Source organism: Vibrio sp. Vb1980, from assembly GCF_033338615.1.
GTDB classification, from domain to species: Bacteria; Pseudomonadota; Gammaproteobacteria; order Enterobacterales; family Vibrionaceae; genus Vibrio; species Vibrio alginolyticus.
Map to the genome: position 1 here is coordinate 93357 of NZ_JAWOSZ010000007.1, position 18283 is coordinate 111639.

General features: G+C 41.1%; 15 protein-coding genes and 1 pseudogene. 9 read left to right on the plus strand and 7 right to left on the minus strand.

The genetic code is table 11. From position 1 onward, the window contains the following. Window positions 1-4: 4 nt before the first annotated feature. From R7F64_RS13005 to R7F64_RS13015, 3 genes are read right to left on the minus strand one after another with little or no spacing between them, the layout of a single operon-like run. A complete protein-coding gene (locus R7F64_RS13005; RefSeq protein ID WP_005376316.1) occupies window positions 5-940 on the minus strand; it encodes a biotin-dependent carboxyltransferase family protein in 936 nt (311 codons plus the stop codon). Next, window positions 937-1620 carry a 5-oxoprolinase subunit B family protein gene (locus tag R7F64_RS13010; protein ID WP_005386313.1) on the minus strand — a complete coding sequence of 228 codons (684 nt, stop codon included), beginning with the start codon at window positions 1618-1620 and terminating at the stop codon, window positions 937-939. Before R7F64_RS13010 ends, R7F64_RS13005 begins: the two co-directional genes overlap by 4 nt. Further along, on the minus strand, window positions 1620-2375 hold the full coding sequence (locus tag R7F64_RS13015) for a 5-oxoprolinase subunit PxpA (RefSeq protein WP_318071761.1): 756 nt from the start codon (window positions 2373-2375) through the stop codon (window positions 1620-1622). Before R7F64_RS13015 ends, R7F64_RS13010 begins: the two co-directional genes overlap by 1 nt. Window positions 2376-2694: 319 nt before the next feature. On the opposite strand from R7F64_RS13015, the pseudogene R7F64_RS13020 reads away from it, so the two are divergent. After that, a pseudogene (locus R7F64_RS13020) lies at window positions 2695-4652 on the plus strand (diguanylate cyclase domain-containing protein). Between the two features lie 54 nt (window positions 4653-4706). After that, a complete protein-coding gene (gene galE / locus R7F64_RS13025) occupies window positions 4707-5723 on the plus strand; it encodes a UDP-glucose 4-epimerase GalE (protein WP_318071762.1) in 1017 nt (338 codons plus the stop codon). 335 nt (window positions 5724-6058) lie between these two features. On the opposite strand, the gene R7F64_RS13030 is transcribed toward galE, so the two are convergent. Continuing rightward, window positions 6059-8197, minus strand: coding sequence for a TonB-dependent hemoglobin/transferrin/lactoferrin family receptor (locus tag R7F64_RS13030; protein WP_033907072.1), 2139 nt, complete (start codon window positions 8195-8197; stop codon window positions 6059-6061). A gap of 231 nt (window positions 8198-8428) precedes the next feature. Here R7F64_RS13030 and R7F64_RS13035 point away from each other — a divergent pair, with 231 nt between their 5' ends. Then, entirely contained in the window at window positions 8429-9316 is an 888-nt protein-coding gene (locus R7F64_RS13035; RefSeq protein ID WP_017634152.1) for a LysR family transcriptional regulator, read from the plus strand. A gap of 77 nt (window positions 9317-9393) precedes the next feature. Here R7F64_RS13035 and R7F64_RS13040 read toward each other — a convergent pair whose 3' ends face one another. Then, entirely contained in the window at window positions 9394-12027 is a 2634-nt protein-coding gene (locus R7F64_RS13040) for a bifunctional acetate--CoA ligase family protein/GNAT family N-acetyltransferase (protein ID WP_318071764.1), read from the minus strand. 236 nt (window positions 12028-12263) lie between these two features. Between R7F64_RS13040 and R7F64_RS13045 the strand changes: the two genes are divergently transcribed. From R7F64_RS13045 to yciH, 4 genes are all read left to right on the plus strand, one after another. Beyond that, entirely contained in the window at window positions 12264-12833 is a 570-nt protein-coding gene (locus tag R7F64_RS13045; RefSeq protein ID WP_005390018.1) for an SPOR domain-containing protein, read from the plus strand. A gap of 149 nt (window positions 12834-12982) precedes the next feature. Then, window positions 12983-13972, plus strand: a complete 990-nt coding sequence (locus R7F64_RS13050) for a D-alanine--D-alanine ligase (protein ID WP_053349883.1) — start codon at window positions 12983-12985, stop codon at window positions 13970-13972. A 128-nt stretch (window positions 13973-14100) separates the two neighbouring features. Beyond that, window positions 14101-14487 (plus strand): DUF3319 domain-containing protein, encoded by a 387-nt coding sequence (locus R7F64_RS13055; RefSeq protein ID WP_005376294.1) that lies wholly within the window; start codon window positions 14101-14103, stop codon window positions 14485-14487. A gap of 1 nt (window position 14488) precedes the next feature. Further along, a complete protein-coding gene (gene yciH / locus R7F64_RS13060; protein ID WP_005376292.1) occupies window positions 14489-14800 on the plus strand; it encodes a stress response translation initiation inhibitor YciH in 312 nt (103 codons plus the stop codon). A gap of 254 nt (window positions 14801-15054) precedes the next feature. On the opposite strand, the gene R7F64_RS13065 is transcribed toward yciH, so the two are convergent. After that, window positions 15055-15243 carry a hypothetical protein gene (locus tag R7F64_RS13065; protein WP_318057743.1) on the minus strand — a complete coding sequence of 63 codons (189 nt, stop codon included), beginning with the start codon at window positions 15241-15243 and terminating at the stop codon, window positions 15055-15057. Between the two features lie 683 nt (window positions 15244-15926). Between R7F64_RS13065 and R7F64_RS13070 the strand changes: the two genes are divergently transcribed. Together R7F64_RS13070 and R7F64_RS13075 are read left to right on the plus strand one after the other, a co-directional pair. Beyond that, on the plus strand, window positions 15927-16766 hold the full coding sequence (locus R7F64_RS13070) for a LysR family transcriptional regulator (protein ID WP_262606022.1): 840 nt from the start codon (window positions 15927-15929) through the stop codon (window positions 16764-16766). A gap of 296 nt (window positions 16767-17062) precedes the next feature. Beyond that, window positions 17063-17275: a hypothetical protein gene (locus tag R7F64_RS13075; RefSeq protein ID WP_005376260.1), complete on the plus strand. Its 213-nt coding sequence runs from the start codon at window positions 17063-17065 to the stop codon at window positions 17273-17275. A gap of 90 nt (window positions 17276-17365) precedes the next feature. Here R7F64_RS13075 and R7F64_RS13080 read toward each other — a convergent pair whose 3' ends face one another. Continuing rightward, window positions 17366-17755 carry a universal stress protein gene (locus R7F64_RS13080; RefSeq protein WP_042520919.1) on the minus strand — a complete coding sequence of 130 codons (390 nt, stop codon included), beginning with the start codon at window positions 17753-17755 and terminating at the stop codon, window positions 17366-17368. Window positions 17756-18283 lie beyond the last annotated feature (528 nt).

Genomic DNA, 18283 nt, shown 5'->3' on the forward strand with positions numbered 1-18283 from the left:
TGTATTAATACCCAAAAAACTGAGCCCATTGGCACCATACTTCTTGCAAGCCTAGTCTATCTCCTTTCACAAAATTGACTTTTTGTCCGGGTTTCGCCTGTGCCAGTCTAGGTAAGTCAATACGAGCTACGCAGCCAAATTTAGGATACCCGCCAATAGTCTGGTGATCGTTGAGCAGCACAATAGGGTTACCATCGCTAGGTACTTGAATTGAACCTAATGCAATTCCCTCTGATAGGACGCCTTCGTAAGGTGGACGAATGTTATTGCCCTCAAGACGGTAGCCCATGCGATTCGAATTGGGGGAGATGATGAATGCTTTGTTGTAAAATGCTTGGCGAGCGTCTTCATCAAAGTCCTCGTTCTGATAGCCTTCAATCACTCTCAACTTAATGGGTAAGTTGTAATCTGGCTTAAAGCGAAACGTCATTTGCCTTGGTTTACGTTTCGGTAAGTTATGAGGGACAAAGGGAAGAATATCGCCAGCTTTCAAAGCGCCACCATTTGAATCATAACCACCTAGAGATTCTCGCAAGACGGTCGATGCGCTTCCTAAGTGCTGAGCAACATTGAACCCACCTTTAACCGCTAGGTAGGAGCGAAGTCCATTCCTTGCGACTCCGAACTGAAGCTTCTGTCCTTTTTTCAACGTAAAGTCAGACCAATTTGAAATAGGTTCACCATCTATTTTTGCATTTAAATCACCGCCACATATAGCAAGGTGGCAGTTATGCAATGCAATAAAACAAGCGTTACCCAGAGTAATTTCAATCGCAACGCAATTGACTACGTTACCAAGCAAATGGTTGGCCCAACTGTAAGCATAGTCGTCGACCGGGCCACCTTGAGTCACACCGACATGCGCTAAGCCAAAACGACCAAAGTCTTGAACTAAAGAGAGCGGTCCTGGCTTTTCCACCAGTAATCCACCGTAACTCATAGTACGCCTCCTAAATCGATAAACTCTTGTTTTGAAATAGCATTAAAGGTGACCTTGTCGCCCACTTCAAACGGTATAAAAGGAGGAGAGTCGGAGAAGAGCGCAAGCGGGCTTTTACCAATAATGTTCCATCCGCCAGGACTATCTGATGGATAGACGGCCGTTTTAGAGTCTGCGATTCCTACACTTCCGGCCGGCACTTGAGTTCTTGGTGTGGCAAGCCTTGCCATGTGCAATTGAGTATCAACGTCAGAGAGAAATGCAAAGCCTGGAGCAAATCCAATTGCAGAAACCGCGTACTCGGTTTTCGTATGCAGGGTAATAAGATCGTCTAATGACAGACCTCGCTTTTGAAAACGAGATAGATCTAACGCGGTTTCTTCAGAGTAATATACAGGGATAGTAATGTGATTCGGCTGGGAAAGCTTAAGTGATTGAGTATCAAACTGGCTCACGATTTGTTGCAGCTCATTGACTAAGTTCTTTTCGTTGATTCGAAAAGGTAAGTAATCAATGAGAATAGTTTGATAGGAGGGGACAACGTTCATAACAATTGAAGCGAAAGTTTCTCTTATGCTGCGAGCAAGCTCTCCGACTGCATTTTCAGAAATACTCTCATCAAACTTAATGAAAATACTGCACTCGGAGATCAAAGAGATATTAAATTTCTCTTTATGCATTAATTTCCTCCAGCGTATAGGCTTTGGCGGATCTTTTGGATCAGCGCGATCGACTCTTCATTGTCACCATGAACACAAATTGTGTCGGCTTCCAATAATATGTAACCGCCTGAAGCGGTTTTGACACGCCCAGAGTCAGCTAAGGTCCGGACTTGCTCAAGTATCGCGTGCTCGCTTTTTAACACGGCATTGGGCTGTGTTCTAGGAGTCAGTAAGCCGTCATCTTGGTATAAACGATCTGCAAATGCTTCAAATAGCAAGGGAACATCATAATCGTCTGCGATTTCTAAGTATTTTTCGTTTTCCTGTGAAGCTAGGATCATTAACGGTACTTTGAACAGTGCTGCCGCCTTTACTATCGCTCTAAATATCGCATCACTTTTCATCATGTCGTTGTATAGAGCACCATGAGGCTTTATGTAACTGATGTCTGTGTATTGCGCCCGGCATAATGCTTGTAAAGCACCAACCTGATATATAACCATGTTCGTAATTTCATCACCCGTCATGCTTATGCTTCGTCTGCCAAAGCCTTGTAGGTCGGCGTAACCTGGGTGTGCGCCAATATCAACATCGTTGTCATTCGCTAGGGTGATAGTGTCGTGCATGACATTAGGGTCGGAGGCATGAAAACCACACGCGATGTTCGCCATATCAACATGGGGCATCACTTCTTCATCTGCGCCCATACTCCAAGAGCCAAAGCTCTCGCCCATATCACAGTTCAATGTAAGTTGCTGTTTATTCAATGTCATACGTTTTATTTCTACACAAGCAATGGGTTTACGATGCAGGAAAATGCATCTAGGTTCAGTGACTCACTTCATTCTTCTATCATGAAAACGAGGCTTTTTGAGCAGATAGGTGACGAAAAAGATCACGTTAGTCCATAAAGATGTTGCCGTTATTTGAGTTGATCCGAATTTTAAGGTATTTCGTTTCTTTTCCATCCAATTTTTGAGAATTTAAGGTTATTTTGCATTAGCATCGTGTTAATCTTGTCGCCCTTCATGGGTGATAGATTGCATAATGGTTCTTCTGTCATTTTTGTGGTTGTCTGCGACAGGAATATATATGTCATTACGAGCGAAGCTTATTTGGCCTCTTCTGGTCTTTTTAACGGCTATCTTTGTTATCTCAAAAGGTTACACCTCGTATACTGTATACCAATCGTCTAAGCATGAACTGGTCGAGCAGACAAGAAAGTTGATTAACAACGTTTCTTTCTCAATTAAAGATGCGCTGACGACAAAGGACAAGCAAAAAGCTCAAACTATTCTCGCCAACTTTTTAAACCAGCCAAATGTAACTCGGGTCAAACTTTATGACCAAGATGACCAACCATTCGCTGTTATGGAGATAAGTGGGGCACTGGCACCCGTTCCAAGTCAAACCGAAAGAAGTAGGTTGCACGCTCTAGGCTATGCCTTATCAACCAAATTTCTTTATGTTCTAGAGCCGATTATCCATGATGGCTATGTCATTGGTAGCATGAGAGTTACGCTTTCTCATCGCCCAATTGTAGAAGCCATACAATCTTTACTTCAAGATGGCGCTTTACTTCTTCTGTTTCTGATCGCTGGTGGCACTGTTTTTTACATAAGTATCGAGAGGCTTGTTCTCAGGCCCGTGATGGAACTCAACCGCGTAATAGAGAATGTGACACACGGACGAAACACGGAAAATCAAGCTCGCTATTACGCCAAGGATGAAATTGGAGACCTCGCGCGCTCTTTCAATCAAATGATGAATAGGTTAACAGTACGTGAGAAGCAGCGGCAACATTCGCTAGACACACTAGAACAAAAGCGCGCATTTTCAGAAGAGGTTATCGAATCTGTTCAGCATGCATTAGTTATTACCGACAATTCCGGACGTGTTATTCATTGTAATACGGCGACCCAGCAAATATTTCAAAAAAAATTAGATGAACTTAAATATGCCAATATTCGTGATCTAATTAAAACCAAAACACCGAATGAGCTGAGTCAGATCCTGAGTCGAGGCCTAGAGTGCGATGATATTCACCTCAAAAATGCAGATAACGAACAGCAGTTGAGCCTAACCAGTCGTCGCCTCTCGACACATGAATACTTACTGTTTTCGATTCAAGATATCACCGAAATTGAAGAAGCCATAAACCGGCAACGTGTTGCGGGGCGTGTTTTTGAAAGCAGCCAAGATGGTCTCATTGTTCTTAATCATCGCGGTGTCATTACGATGGCAAACCCTGCCGTCACTAAGTTAGTCGGCTTAGAGGTGGATCAGCTTATTGGGAAATCATTCATCCAAACGCTAAAGTGGCGCAAGTTACAGGAAATGATGCCTAGTATCATCGAGTCGATAGAAAATTATGGCGTTTGGCAAGGTGAAGTTATCGAGAAGAACCATATTGGTCAGTTTGTACCGATGTTTGCTCGAGTCAATCGTATCGTTAAGTGTGAAGACTATGGTTTCTATGATCTGGTTATTGTTCTTACCGACCTTTCCGGCGCAAAAGAGATGGAACGATTGGAGCATTTAGCTCATCACGATGCTTTAACGGGGTTAGCCAATCGATCTAAGTTCCATTTAGAGTTGGAACAACTAGTACAACGCTCTGGATACTTGCGTGACGAATTTGCAGTTTTTACCTCGATCTGGATGGATTTAAAGAAGTTAACGATACCTACGGTCATGATGCAGGTGATGAAGTTTTGAAAAAAGTTTCCGAGCGTCTAACATCTGCGACGAGACATAGTGATTTAATCGCAAGACTTTCTGGTGATGAATTTGTCATGTTGGTAAATCCCGCCAATCAAAAAGTGGTCACCCGAATAGCAGAACAGTTGCTCGAGAGCATATGTGCTCCAATTGAGTACAAAGGTCACTTACTCAAAGTTGGCGTTAGTATCGGCGTAAAATTAGTCGGCGTAAATGAGCGCGATGCTACTCGAGTTTTAAAAAGTGCGGATACGGCAATGTATCAAGCAAAAAAAGCCGGAAAAGGCCAAGCAATATTAATGGGATGCGAATTACAAGAGACAGTTTAAATCGTAACGTCAAAGCTTTAAACTAACCCAATTCGCGTCAGAAGGAATAATAAAATGAAAGTACTCGTTACGGGTGGTATGGGCTATATCGGTAGTCATACGTGTATTCAAATGATCGAAGTTGGCATGACGCCAGTGATTCTAGACAACCTGTACAACAGTAAATCTACGGTATTAGATCGAATTGAAAAGGTATGTGGTGTAAAGCCAACCTTCATTAAAGCCGATATCAGAGATAAATTGGCGATGGTAGAAGCACTAAAGTCGCACAATATTGAAGCTGTTATCCATTTTGCAGGTTTAAAGGCCGTCGGTGAGTCTGTAGCAAAACCTTTAGAGTATTACGACAACAACGTTAATGGCACTTTAGTATTGGTTGATGCAATGCGTGAAGCCGGAGTTAAATCGTTGGTATTTAGTTCATCAGCGACTGTATATGGTGATCCTGCATCTGTACCCATCACAGAGGACTTTCCAACTAGCGCAACTAATCCATATGGGCGCAGCAAATTAATGGTAGAAGAGTGTTTAACCGACTTCCAAAATGCGAACCCTGACTGGAGCATTACACTTCTTCGTTACTTTAACCCGGTAGGTTCACATCCAACAGGCGAGCTAGGTGAAGATCCTCAAGGTATTCCAAACAACTTAATGCCGTTTGTTTCTCAAGTTGCGGTAGGGCGCAGAGAGTTCCTTTCTGTGTTTGGTAGTGATTATCCGACCAAAGATGGCACAGGCGTACGTGATTATATTCATGTAATGGACTTATCCGATGGTCACGTTGCTGCATTAGAAAAAGTAGGTAGCAAAGCTGGCCTTCATATCTATAACCTCGGTACTGGTAACGGCTACAGTGTACTGGACATGGTGAAAGCATTTGAAGCCGCAAGTGGTAAAGATGTCCCATACCAACTTGTTGAGCGTCGTCCAGGTGATATTGCAGAGTGTTGGGCGGATCCATCAAAAGCGATGAATGAGTTAGGTTGGAAAGCAACTCGCACTCTAGAAGAAATGACTGGCGATACATGGCGCTGGCAGTCTACTAACCCTCAAGGTTATCCAGATGCCTAATCTTTAATTTACATAATAGTAACAAAAAGGCGCGTGATTGCGTCTTTTTTGATCCAAATCGGAAAAAATCGTAAATTACTGGTTAAAAGGTAGCAAGTATATATAGAGCTGTTAAACTATGCCCGACTCTTAATTTGGGTTATAAATTTTCTCATAGCTATTGGGGTAGTTCATGGAACTCGGTCTGATCATCACTTTCATCATTGCAGCAGCAGTAATGGTGAAAAAAGAGATGGCAAAACAGTAAACTTTCATTTTTCATACTTTTCTTTACATTTTTGAAATGAAAGCCATAAAAAAAGCCAGCATTACGCTGGCTTTTGTGTTTTTAAGGTTTAGAACTCGTATTTAACACTAATGTTATAATTACGCTCAGCTTGCGTTTTGTCTCGACTTAACTCAGTCTTACCGCGAACATCGTTCCAAAGATGGTATTCTTCATTCGTTAGATTCATAACACCAGCACGAATGGTTATATCTTTCATTGGTTTGTAGTACGCCGTTAAGTCAACGACTGTCGCAGACGGCAAAGCAACTTGGTCTTTGATTCCGCCTTTATCACCATCAGAGTTGATATCACTGTTCGATTTCTTAGCCGTGTAGTTTACTTTTAGGCTTGTCCCCCAAAGTGCATTTGGTGAATCGTAATTTACAGCAGCTACGGCATTCCATGGGTTTACACTGTTCAAAGGATTACCATCACCATCTTCACCTTCTGTGTATGCTGCAACAAAGCGAGTTGTCACGCCTGATGGAAGACCAGCAATGGCATGCCAATCAAGACGGTTAGAGAGCTCAACCCCTTTAATGTTTGCTTCACTAATATTGATATTTGTGAATTCAGTTAAACCACCATTGTTTGATGACGTTTGCTCAATAAAGTCACTATAATCACTGTAGTAGAACGCTACTTCAGTTGCCGACGCTGCAGTGTTATGACGGTAACCAAGCTCATAAGACAAACTCTTTTCAGATCCCAAATTTGGGTTAGGGCGGTTGGTATAGCCATGAGCCGGATTATCGTAGGTGTAGTAAAGCTCGTCGAACGATGGCGCTCGGAACCCTTGGCTCACTTGCGCGAAGATCGTGCCTGGTTGCGATATAGAGTAAGTTGCTCCTAAACGACCAGTTAATGCAGAGTCGCTAAACTTCTCGAATGACTCTTCAGAAGTATTTGAAGGATTAGTAGAGAAGTAATCGTAACGCACACCTGGAGTCAGAATTAGCTTGTCATTAAGAAGCGAAATTTCATCTTGCAAGAATAAACCAAAGCTTTCTTCTTTTGCATCCGGTGTGTAAACGTAAACAGTATCTGGCGTGCCAGGATCGGAATTAAACTCGCGATTGGTATTACTGATGTCACTATGTTTGTACGATATTCCGTAAACAATATAGTGATTTTGAATCTCTTTATCTAACTGAGTTTCGAATTCAAATTTGTCTTCAGTATATTCGTAATCTTTTTTCTGTTGGTTGTCACCACTAGGCGGTACGTAAGGTGGGTAACCAGGGCTAGCTTCGATAAAGCGATTAGAGACGCCGTTTTCTTCTTTACCAATCCATGTAAGCTTGGACGTGATCGTATCCGAGATAGCTGCATCTGCAAACCAAATGTGCTTGAGCCCAATGCGATTTTGCTTGGTTGTGTCTTCAGCGTTGAAGTTTTTGTAACTTTTATGTGCGATCTCTGAGTCAGTCTCGTTGTAAATAACTTCTCCCAAAAACTCCAAGCGATGAGCGTCATTCAATTGAGATTGAAGTTTTACCAATAGATCGTTTTTGTAATAATCTTGGTTGTCCACAGAATAGTTATCGTAAGGCGCCTTAGAGAAATTTTGTAGCTCTGCACCATCACGGCGTGTAAAGGCTACAAGTGCTTCTGTACTACCGAAACGCTTTGCTAAAGCTACATGCTCACTAAAAGAGTTATCTTCCGATGAATAAGAGAGTTTAGCTTGACCACCAAAGTCTTTGCCATCTTTGAGGAAATCCTTCGGATCTTTTGTTTCGAATGCGACAACACCGCCAATTGCATCACTACCATGTAGGCTAGAAGCTGCTCCTTTAACAATTTCGACACTCTTTAGCATATCGGGGTCGACAGTAACGGCACTAGAATTGATAAACGAATATGGTCCACCGCTGAATACACCTGGTTGAGATGCACCGTCTACTAAGATTTTAACTCGTTTACCTTCCATCCCGCGAATGTTAATACTTTGGACGCCTTGGCGTTGAGTGCCATTAACAGTAACACCTGGCGTATACTCGAATAGATCATTCAAGTCCTTTACCATGTTTTCTTCGATGTCTTTCTCTGATACAACAGCAACAGAAGCAGCAACAGTGTTTATGGTTTGGTTGGTACGGGTGGCCGACACAACGACTTCTTCAAACTTAGAAGCTTCTTCCGCATAAGCAGTATGGGAAAGGGCAACTAAAATGGAGGCTGACAAAATTGATTTTTTATACATTGGCTTCAATACCTTAGATCCATAATAGGTAACAACACGCGGATATTAATGGATCTAAATGGTAATTACTATCATTACCATTGTCATTTATTGATTTGTATTGAATCTTCTTCTTAGGCTATTAGCATTCCTAGTCTTTAGTTATCAATATGTTATATAATTTGTCGTTAGTTCTTGATAAGTTCATCCAAATACAACGAATGTGACAAATGTCACATTAAGAGAGGCCATGTGCAGAGTCCAATTACGTTAGAAGCACTCCATATTCTAGATGCTATTGATCGAAGAGGGAGTTTTGCTGCTGCTGCGAATGAGTTAGACAGAGCCCCGTCATCGCTGAGCTATCAAATCCAGAAACTCGAGCAAGATTTAGACATTATTATCTTCGATCGCTCTGGTCACAAAGCCCATTTTACTGAAGCAGGTAAGCTTATTCTTGAAAGAGGAAGAGCCATTTTACAAGCCAGTGAAAAGTTAGTGAACGATGCAACGTTATTGGCGAATGGTTGGGAACTGGATATTACCATTGCCTTTGATGGCATTATTCCTATATCCAATTTTTTCCCGATGGTTGATGCGTTGGCCGAGGTCAGCTCAACTCGAGTCAGGCTGCAAGAGGAGATTCTGGCTGGTAGCTGGGAGTCTTTGAATACGGGGAGAGCTGATTTACTGATTTGCCCATCACTGGATACGCTTCCTCAAGAAGTTAAGTCAGAAAAAATTGGTAAAATGAGTATGTATTGGGTAGCTTCCGCTGATCACTATGTTCACAAGCGTAGTGGTAAGTTTGATGAAGCAGCGCGAGAAAAGTATCGGATTATTGCTATTGCAGATACCGCACGTGAGCAACCCGCGCTCTCAATTAATATCATTCAAAAACAACCTCGCTTGACCGTCACCAACTTTACGGCAAAAGTAGAAGCGCTCACTGCAGGTTTAGGCATTGGTACATTACCAAGCCAAATTGCACAACCTCTTATTGATAGTGGTGTATTGAAACGAATCGAAGGCACTGAAGAACAGCCGATGGATATTATTTTGGCATGGCGCCGGAACACTATGGGTGAGGCAAAATCCTGGTGTATTCAGTACTTAAAAAAGAATTGGAAACTAAAGTAACAACGTAACTTTTACTTCTTAGATTCCCATTGATTATCGAATGTAAGAAGTAAAAGTCATCGCTAATGCTGCGCTTTTCAATTTAAAGGGAGCACCATATCTGCCGTACCGTCTGCAAACTGGACATCGATCTCAAACCCCAAGTTCTGAGCCAACATCAACATTCCTCTGTTTGTTGGCATGGTCATTCCAGACATTTGCTTTGTGCCTTTAATTTTGCAATAGCTGATTATTTTCTGCATCAGCACTTTGCCTAAACCTTTTCCTTTCAAATCTGAACGAACCAAAATAGCAAACTCAGCGTCACTATTGTCTGGTGTAATCAATGCGCGGGCTACCCCTATGATAGACGGTCCGTCAGTATTAAACGCTACCGCAACAAACGCCATTTCGCGGTCGTAGTCGATTTGAGTAAAGTTTGCCAAAGCCTCATGGTTGAACTCTCCAACTTCAGAAAAGAAACGCTTATAGAGATCTTCTTTCGATACGCTATTAATGAATTGAGCATGCAGCGGCTCATCCTCAGGCAAGATAGGGCGAAGCAGGATAGGTTGGCCATCTCGAAGCGTTACAGTTTCGACAAACTCTGCCGGGAAAGGGCGAATCGCTAGCCGTTTTTGGGCGTCTCCTTCGTATTTACACAGTGTGACATCTGCATCAAGGATGGTTAAATCGCTTCCGGACACTAGCACTGGATGGATATCCAGTTTTTGTATTTCTGGTAACTCAACTGCCATTTGGGAGATACGAACCAAGAACTTCGACAACTCAGTAATATCGAGCGCATCTTTGTGTTTCTGCAGGCGAATCTTTCCAGACTTTAGGGCAACAACGACAAGGTAGCGCGCAAGCGTCATGTTCAAAGGAGGAAGTGCAGCGACGGCATCTTGGGCGATATTCCACTCAGAGCCGCCTTGACCAAGCAAGATCACTGGTCCAAAGACTTTATCTACTGCAATACTAACCCGTAGCTCTTCAGCGCTGCCGAGCTTTGCCATCCCTTGTACCAACAGCCCATGTACATTGGCGGAAGGGTAACTGAGCTTTACGGTATCTAAAATGGATAGCGCTGCGTTGGAAACTTCTCGACTGTTTCTTAAATTTAGAGCGACACCGTGAACATCCGATTTATGAGGAATGTCTGGAGAACGTAATTTAACCGCAACAGGGTATCCAATATTTTCTGCCATATGAACAGCTTCAATGTCGTCAGATGCAATCCACGTAGGCAAAACGTTAAACCCGAACAGCTTAAATAATGGGCTGGTTTGATGCGTATCCAAGGTAACTGTGTTTTTATCCAGTAGTCGTTCGTTTACCCATTCTTTTGCTGAACTCACACTTCCAGAATGTAATGGCTCTGCCGTCGTTGGCGTTTCCATTAGTTGTTTCTGGTTTCGTCTGTATTCGACCAAGTGCATGTATGCTACAACCGAACTTTCAGGTGTTCTATAGGTTGGAATGCCTGCTTGAGTAAAGGCCAGTCGCGCTTCTCTCGACGTTTGTTCTCCTGACCAGTTGGTCAAGATATTAAAATGCTTATGCCGAGGGTGAGATTTGATGGCATTAATAACGACTTGAGCAGTTTCAAGAGGATCAGAAACAGCAGAAGGACTATGCATAATCAATATCGCATCTGCACAGTCGTTATTCATCAGCGCGTTAATGGTATCAATATAGCGTTTTTGGGTTGCGTCACCAGACAGATCAATTGGATTTCGAGCACGCCAGTTGGATGGAAGTACTGCTTGTAATTGCTCAATGGAAGCGTCATCAAGCGTTGCGAGTTGGCCACCACGTTCAATCAAAGTATCAACGGACATAACAGCAGGGCCGCCGCCATTGGTGATGATCGCTAAACGCTCTCCACGAAGTGGCACAGAATGCGTGAGTGTTTCTACCGCGGCAAAAAGCTCATGCGTATTGCTGACTCGTAACATACCAGTTCTGCGAATAGCAGAATCGTAAATTACGTCAAGTGTATCTCCGTCTTGCTGATCAAAAGTATTCATCTCTTTAGAGCGGCCCGCTTTTAGCACCAATATACGTCGGTTACGTGAAGCGGCGCGCGCAGCAGACATAAATCGGCGAGCGTCTTGGATATTATCAACATAAAGCAGAATAGCTTCAGTGTTTCCATCCATACTCAAATAGTCGAGCAAATCTGCAAAATCGATATCTTGTCCGCGCCCAATCGAAATGAACGAAGAAAAACCAATGTTCTTATCATTTGCCCAGTCTAAAACCGTGGTACAAACCGCCGCGGATTGTGAGATGAAAGCAATTTTTCCGGGTTTAGCTGCAACAGGGGAAAACGTGCAGTTAAAATTGTGCCAAGGAAGGATGATACCTAAGCTGTTTGGGCCTAAGACTCGAATGTTCAATGATGAGATATCTAAAGGATTAGGGTCATCAGAGATAACAATCGCAAACGGTGTGCCTCTCTCATCTAGCTCTTTAAGCAATTGCTCGTTACGTGAAACGTTCGTACACAAAATTGCAATATCTGGCGTATAGGGCAGGGAAGCTACATCAGGGTAAGCGATCACGCCAGATACGGCTTTATATCGCGGCGTTACTGGCATAATCGCGCCACCAAATCCACTTTGTAGAAGGTTGCGCATCACAACATGTCCTGCTCGCAATGCTTTTTGAGATGCCCCAATAACGGCCACAGAGTTGGGTTTAAAGAGTTTATGTAGTTTATTCATGCTGACTCCTGGCCGTTTGTAAGTCACGTTGGCTTCTCGGTTTCATATCAATCATAAACGAATAATTTACTGATAAAACATCTTCAGACCAGACATTGCAGAAAATGTGTACGATGCTTATGGAGTTTGTGTTATTCATCACATCAAAATCACAGATTATTGTATTTGATGCTTGATAAACGGCCCTGCTATCGGCATGATTTATCGTAATATTTATCCAGAGCATTTGTTACTTCATGAAAAAAATCGCAATCATCGGCTTGTCAGTTCTGCTTTCTGCTTGTGCATCTGAAACTTACATCACGGATGTGACCTCAGAAAGTTACCGAGAGGACTACAAATCAGATCGTATCTCTAAACCAATTATGGCGTCTGAAAACGCTGTAGTAGAAAAAGACGTACAACCAACTGTTGTGAAAATGACGGCAAAGCCTGAAGAAAAGAAAGTAGTCAAGCTAACGCCAAAAGAGCAGGCGAAGCCAGTTAAGATCGTACCACCAAGTAAAAAGCAAGCTGGCATTCAACGATTCGGCTATACCATTCAAGTCGCAGCCGTGGGTAGCCAAGCTAAAGTCGATCAGTTTGCAAATAAGCTGCCACAGAACGGTCAGCCAATTTGGGAAAACTACAAAGTTGTAAACGGTACTAAGTGGTTCTCAGTTTTATACGGAGACTACGCAACAAGCGCAGAAGCCAAGCAAGCGATTTCGACTTTGCCAGCTCAATTTCAGCAGTTAAGACCATTTGTTAAAAGCATTGATGCAATCAAAAACTCAGCTTACCCAACGCTTAACAAATTAAATTAACACATCAAATAAGGGAGCGAATAGCTCCCTTATTTATTTGCTCAAATCCTATTCGAACAACATTCCTCACATTAAAATTACTGTACGTCACACTTCAAAGGTTTATCATAATAAATAGTATCTTTTGTAGGTCACGGAAAGATGGATTCATGATTAAAAATATTCTTTTACTATGCGGCGGTGGCTCTTCTGAGCACGAGATTTCATTATTGTCTGCAAACTTTGTCGAACAACAACTAAATCTTATTGAAGACGTTCACGTTACACGCGTAGAAATAAAAAACGAAGGTTGGATGACCAACCAAGGTGAGTTGGTTTACTTGGATCTCAATACCAAGCAGTTGTGCTCAAGTGAATCTAATCAAACCATTGATTTCATCGTGCCTTGTATACATGGTTTTCCTGGCGAAACAGGCGACATTCAATCTCTGTTTGAAATCGCAGGTATTCCTTATCTTGGCTGCGGGCCAGAAGCGAGTAGCAATAGTTTCAATAAAATCACATCTAAGCTTTGGTACGACGCTATTGGCATACCCAATACGCCATACTTATTCTTAACGCGAAACGATGAAGAAGCTCACGTTCAAGCTCATAAAGCCTTTGAAAAGTGGGGAAAAGTTTTTGTTAAAGCCGCTCGCCAAGGTTCTTCCGTTGGCTGTTACAGTGTCATAGAAAAAGACAAGCTTTCTAATGCAGTAAATGATGCTTTTGGGTTTTCTGACCAAGTGTTGGTTGAGAAAGCAGTAAAACCTCGAGAACTTGAAGTTGCTGCATATGAGATGAATGGCCAACTACATATCACTAAGCCAGGCGAGGTCATCGCGCCTGATGGTGCTTTTTACTCGTACGATGAAAAGTACAGCAGTTCAAGTCACTCGCTCACAGAAGTTGAGGCGAAGAATCTAACTCAAATACAATTAGATTCCATCCAACACGCGTCAGAGACGGTATTTAAACAAATGAATCTTCGTCATTTATCTCGTATCGACTTTTTCCTAACGGAAGATGATGAGATTTACTTAAACGAAGTAAACACATTTCCAGGAATGACTCCGATCTCAATGTTCCCTAAAATGCTTCAAAACAACGGGCACAAATTTCATGAGTTCTTGGAAGATTGTATAAACAGTGCAAAGTGATTAACGTTATCGAGACGCGTTTTATGATACAAGTTGTTTTCTAGAGCAAGGATTATTCAAGCCGTATTTGAATATTGCTCAGTAGCAATTATGATTATATCAACGCATTAAACAGATGACTCAGTGGTATGGCGATTTCAAATTATAGAGGTTTTAACCTGCAGTCAGTCGGATCAGATGGCAGTGTTTGGAAGGTTAAAATCAAGAACCACGTTTTACAGGGCAGTTTGACGGCGGTAAAGAAAAGCATTGATTGGTGGTGTGACACCGCATCGATTATTGATCCCAAAGAGTTTGCTTCACTCGGACAAAGAGTGCAGCAAACTGGTGTTGCAAAATCAGAGGTCTTTAACGGCTATACTATTCAAAACGATACAGGCCAACCTAACTCTTGGTACTGTATGTTTAATGGTAAACTGATTAAGGGCAGTAAAGCCGCTATTCAACGCCATATCGAAGCTTATTTGGTTGCAAAGCAAAAAGCGATGCAAGCTCAACAACAAAAGAAACAATAGAATGACTCTGGTATATTCAACAGAAACCGGTCGAATTAAACCGGAAGAAGAAAAAGTATCTCGCCCTAAAGGCGATGGTGTTGTTCGGATTCAGCGCCAAACGAAAGGCCGTAAAGGTAAAGGCGTATGCATTGTTACAGGTTTAGACTTGGATGATGCACCTTTAAAGTTATTAGCGGCAGAACTCAAAAAAGTCTGTGGCTGTGGTGGCTCTGTAAAAGATGGCAATATCGAGATTCAAGGTGATGCTAGAGACAAGATCAAGGCACATCTTGAAAAGAAAGGCATGACAGTCAAGTTAGCCGGTGGCTAATTTAATATTTCCAGTAAACAAAAATGGCGTCTAAAGAAATAGACGCCATTTTTTATAAGTTGCTAATTGAAGAGCAAGCAATCGTAGATTGATAGATCGATATTAGCTATTTTATGGTAAATAACCATTATGTTTAATGCTCACAGTAAGGCCCTTAAATTTAAAATCTGCAGGGGAATAGGAGCATACTCAGACAACATTTAGCGTACAGCAATACGCAATTTAACATAATATAAATAATACGAACTTAAGAGTTAGAAGATTAGCATTGGTGAAGTCAGTTTAGTTACACCGTATTTGGCTGTTGCTGCTTTGCAAGCCTCATCAGCTGTCTTGTATGGACCGTGAACTTCGATTTCACCACAGCGACAACTTGATAATAACCAGTCATCTTGGGTTACGTTCAACACTGTACACGTTGGCTCTGCATCTTGCTCATTCAATATGAGTCAACATGGATACGCGTTTGCTTAACCCAAACGTGTAAGTACTAGATTATCTTTATAGGAACAAGGAATCTAACAGGTGTAAACTCGCTACTTTTCAATCTATACCTAGATCTTTCTTCATATGTTCACTCAACTCGTTAGTGGTTCTTACATTAATCTTATGTTTGCAATGATGGATTCTCAACTCTTCACCAAATAATTTTACTAGTGATTTGGTATACAAAGTACTAATATTATTTATAATTCTATACAATGTATCTTTCTGATAAACAGATCTTTTCGAATTTTGTATTGCAGTCTTCATATTTAAATATCCTCACACGTTTAACTTTATAATTTAAAGAATCAATTTCAACTTTTATTATTACTTTTTCCGATATGGAATGAGTCATTATCAATGATGCACAATCAACAATTAAATCACCCGAATCCAACTTAGTAATTTCGCGAGACAATTTTTTTTATTTTTAAATCTTTATTTCTATATTTAATCCGATTGAGTTAATTCCTTCAGGATATCGGTTTAACTTAATATCCAATATGGTTTTATTAAGATAGTAGTCTGCCATTATTTCATGGCGGCTTTTAAATATCATTGTCCCCCTCCGATGATGCAAGTTATACTTTCCCACCAGTTAAAAGACAACGTGACTCAGAGTTGCAAAAAGGTAACAATCATGGAATTGATGAACAATGAGCTGATCTGCTTTGCAGCCATTTGTAAACACCTCTCTCTTACAGAGGCATCAAAAGAACTTGGAAAGTCTAAAGCTCAAGTCAGCAGGCAGCTAGCAGCATTAGAAAAACAACTTGGCGTAACACTCGTCCACAGAACAACAAGGAAACTCGTTTTAACTGATCATGGCGAAAGCATTAGAGAGCTTGCTATCAAGACGTTAGAGAGTTTGCACGAGTTAAATTACAGAGCTAGCTCGTTGAGTGAATGCATTGATGGAAAGTTTAAAATCACAATGCCCAACTCTATAGCCTCTTCTATTTTTGGTTCTGTTCTTAAAGACTTAAAAGAACGATATCCAAAAGTTGATTTTGAAATATCGTCAAGTAACAATGTAGAAAATTTATTAGAAAGCAATGTAGATTTAGCGATTAGGCTTAATAATGTTATTGATGACACTCTTATTGCACATAAAATTGGTGATTATAGTGATGTTTTGATATCTAGGATAAGTAATACTAACAACAAAACACTATTAATCTACAAACATCATTCGAATAAGGAATCAATTAAAAATCAATATACTGATGTTATCGAAGTTGATAACACCTCTATTTTAATAAACTTTGTTTCTGAGGGAGTTGGGGTTGGTGTCATTCCAAACTATCTTGTTAAAAGTAATTATATAGACAAAAACATCCGAATATCGCAAACTTTTGATATAGAACGTTCCATGTATATTGCCTACCCTTATCAAAACCCTTTGCCAAGAAAGCTAGCTGAGATATCTACTTTTATTAGGTCTGAGTTATCACAAGTATTGAAGAGTGAGTCATTTTAGGGCGGTTGTTCAGATTTAGAATTTTGCGTTGTCTACTCAACTAGGCCTAACGCTAATCTTTGTAACATATTGTTTCGGCGGTATTTATTAACACCCCCATCTTTATGCTTGCTATCACAATGTGAGATGCTCTGCCGTCTTGTTATCAAGGTTTTGCGTGGAATAAATCACGTGGGGTAAACGATAGATTGACTTACATTAAAGTTTTCATCAAAAGCAACTTTATATAAAATTGATTTCATACCAATCTATGTGTATCTTCTACCCATATCCCCACAATAACCAAGGAGAATGCCATGGATAAGCTACTCGCGTCTGCATTAGAAATTAAGCAGCGAACTATGGTGACTGGCTTTTTTGCTAGAAATGGATTCAAAATCGCTATGACCGATTTTGATGATGTCACTTTTGAGCGAGAAGGCGTGCAAGTTAACGTACATTTTGATCTGCAGTCAAACGCGGAGTCTGCATCTGTTTTATCTCATGAGGCATCAATCATTCCTGGCTAAAAACTTTTATTATCACCGATACACCAAGCCGAACATAAACGTTCGGCTTGTTAGTGACAAAAAATGATGAGTGCGAACAAGAGTTGTCGATCACTCGTCTAAATAGACGATTAATAAATCAGCTTCAACTTCGTTCACAACCTTTGGTATCGATGAAAAAAAGCGACTCAATAAGTTGTGATGATGACCACAGACAACTAAATCTATCCCCTCTTTTTTGACGATTCCCGATAGTTTTATATGAAGATCGCCGATTACTACCATGGTCTCGTTTACTGGGTATAAGCATTTATCAGCGAGCTCTTGCAGCCTTCTTTCCAATTCTTGCTCTTCCTTCGCTTCCATGACTATGCGATCAACATCTACGTGAACAAATGAGAGTTTGCTGCTTGAGTTATCTGCTTGCATTATTGCTTTTTCGATAACGGCTTGGCTAGATTTAGATAAGTCGACAGCAACCAAAACGTGCTTGTAACCCATCATTCCTCCCTTGGTTAGTTTTTGTTCTCATATTAAGTCTAGTCCACATAGAGCGAACACAACATCAAAACTACTGCTACTCATCCAAAGATCAACGATGTTTTCCCAATTTCTTCTCTAATTATCGGACTATTTAACAGGAAGGACGTCAGGAAACGTTACGTTGTAATAGGCGTTACTGCTCTTGATTTCTACTACTCTTGAGGTTTCATATTACCCACTTCAACGTCGCCTAGTTTAGTAAAACTACTTTAGGTTAAGCGTGTTCAATATGTAACGCTCCGCTCAAATCCAGGAGACGTATTTCGGCTAAAAAAGCAGCTCAATAAGATGAACTTCGATTCATCTATTACATATGTCTGCGAGTGCTTACTGTTCTTATATCGCTTATTTAATAAGTCTAGTTTAATTACCGTTATAAGTTACGGTGTATCTTTTTTTCTTTTTTCAGCATAATCCTCTACCTGGGAACGAAGCCCTCACGCACTTTGTAATTAAATTACAAGATTAATCGCAACCAATATGGTC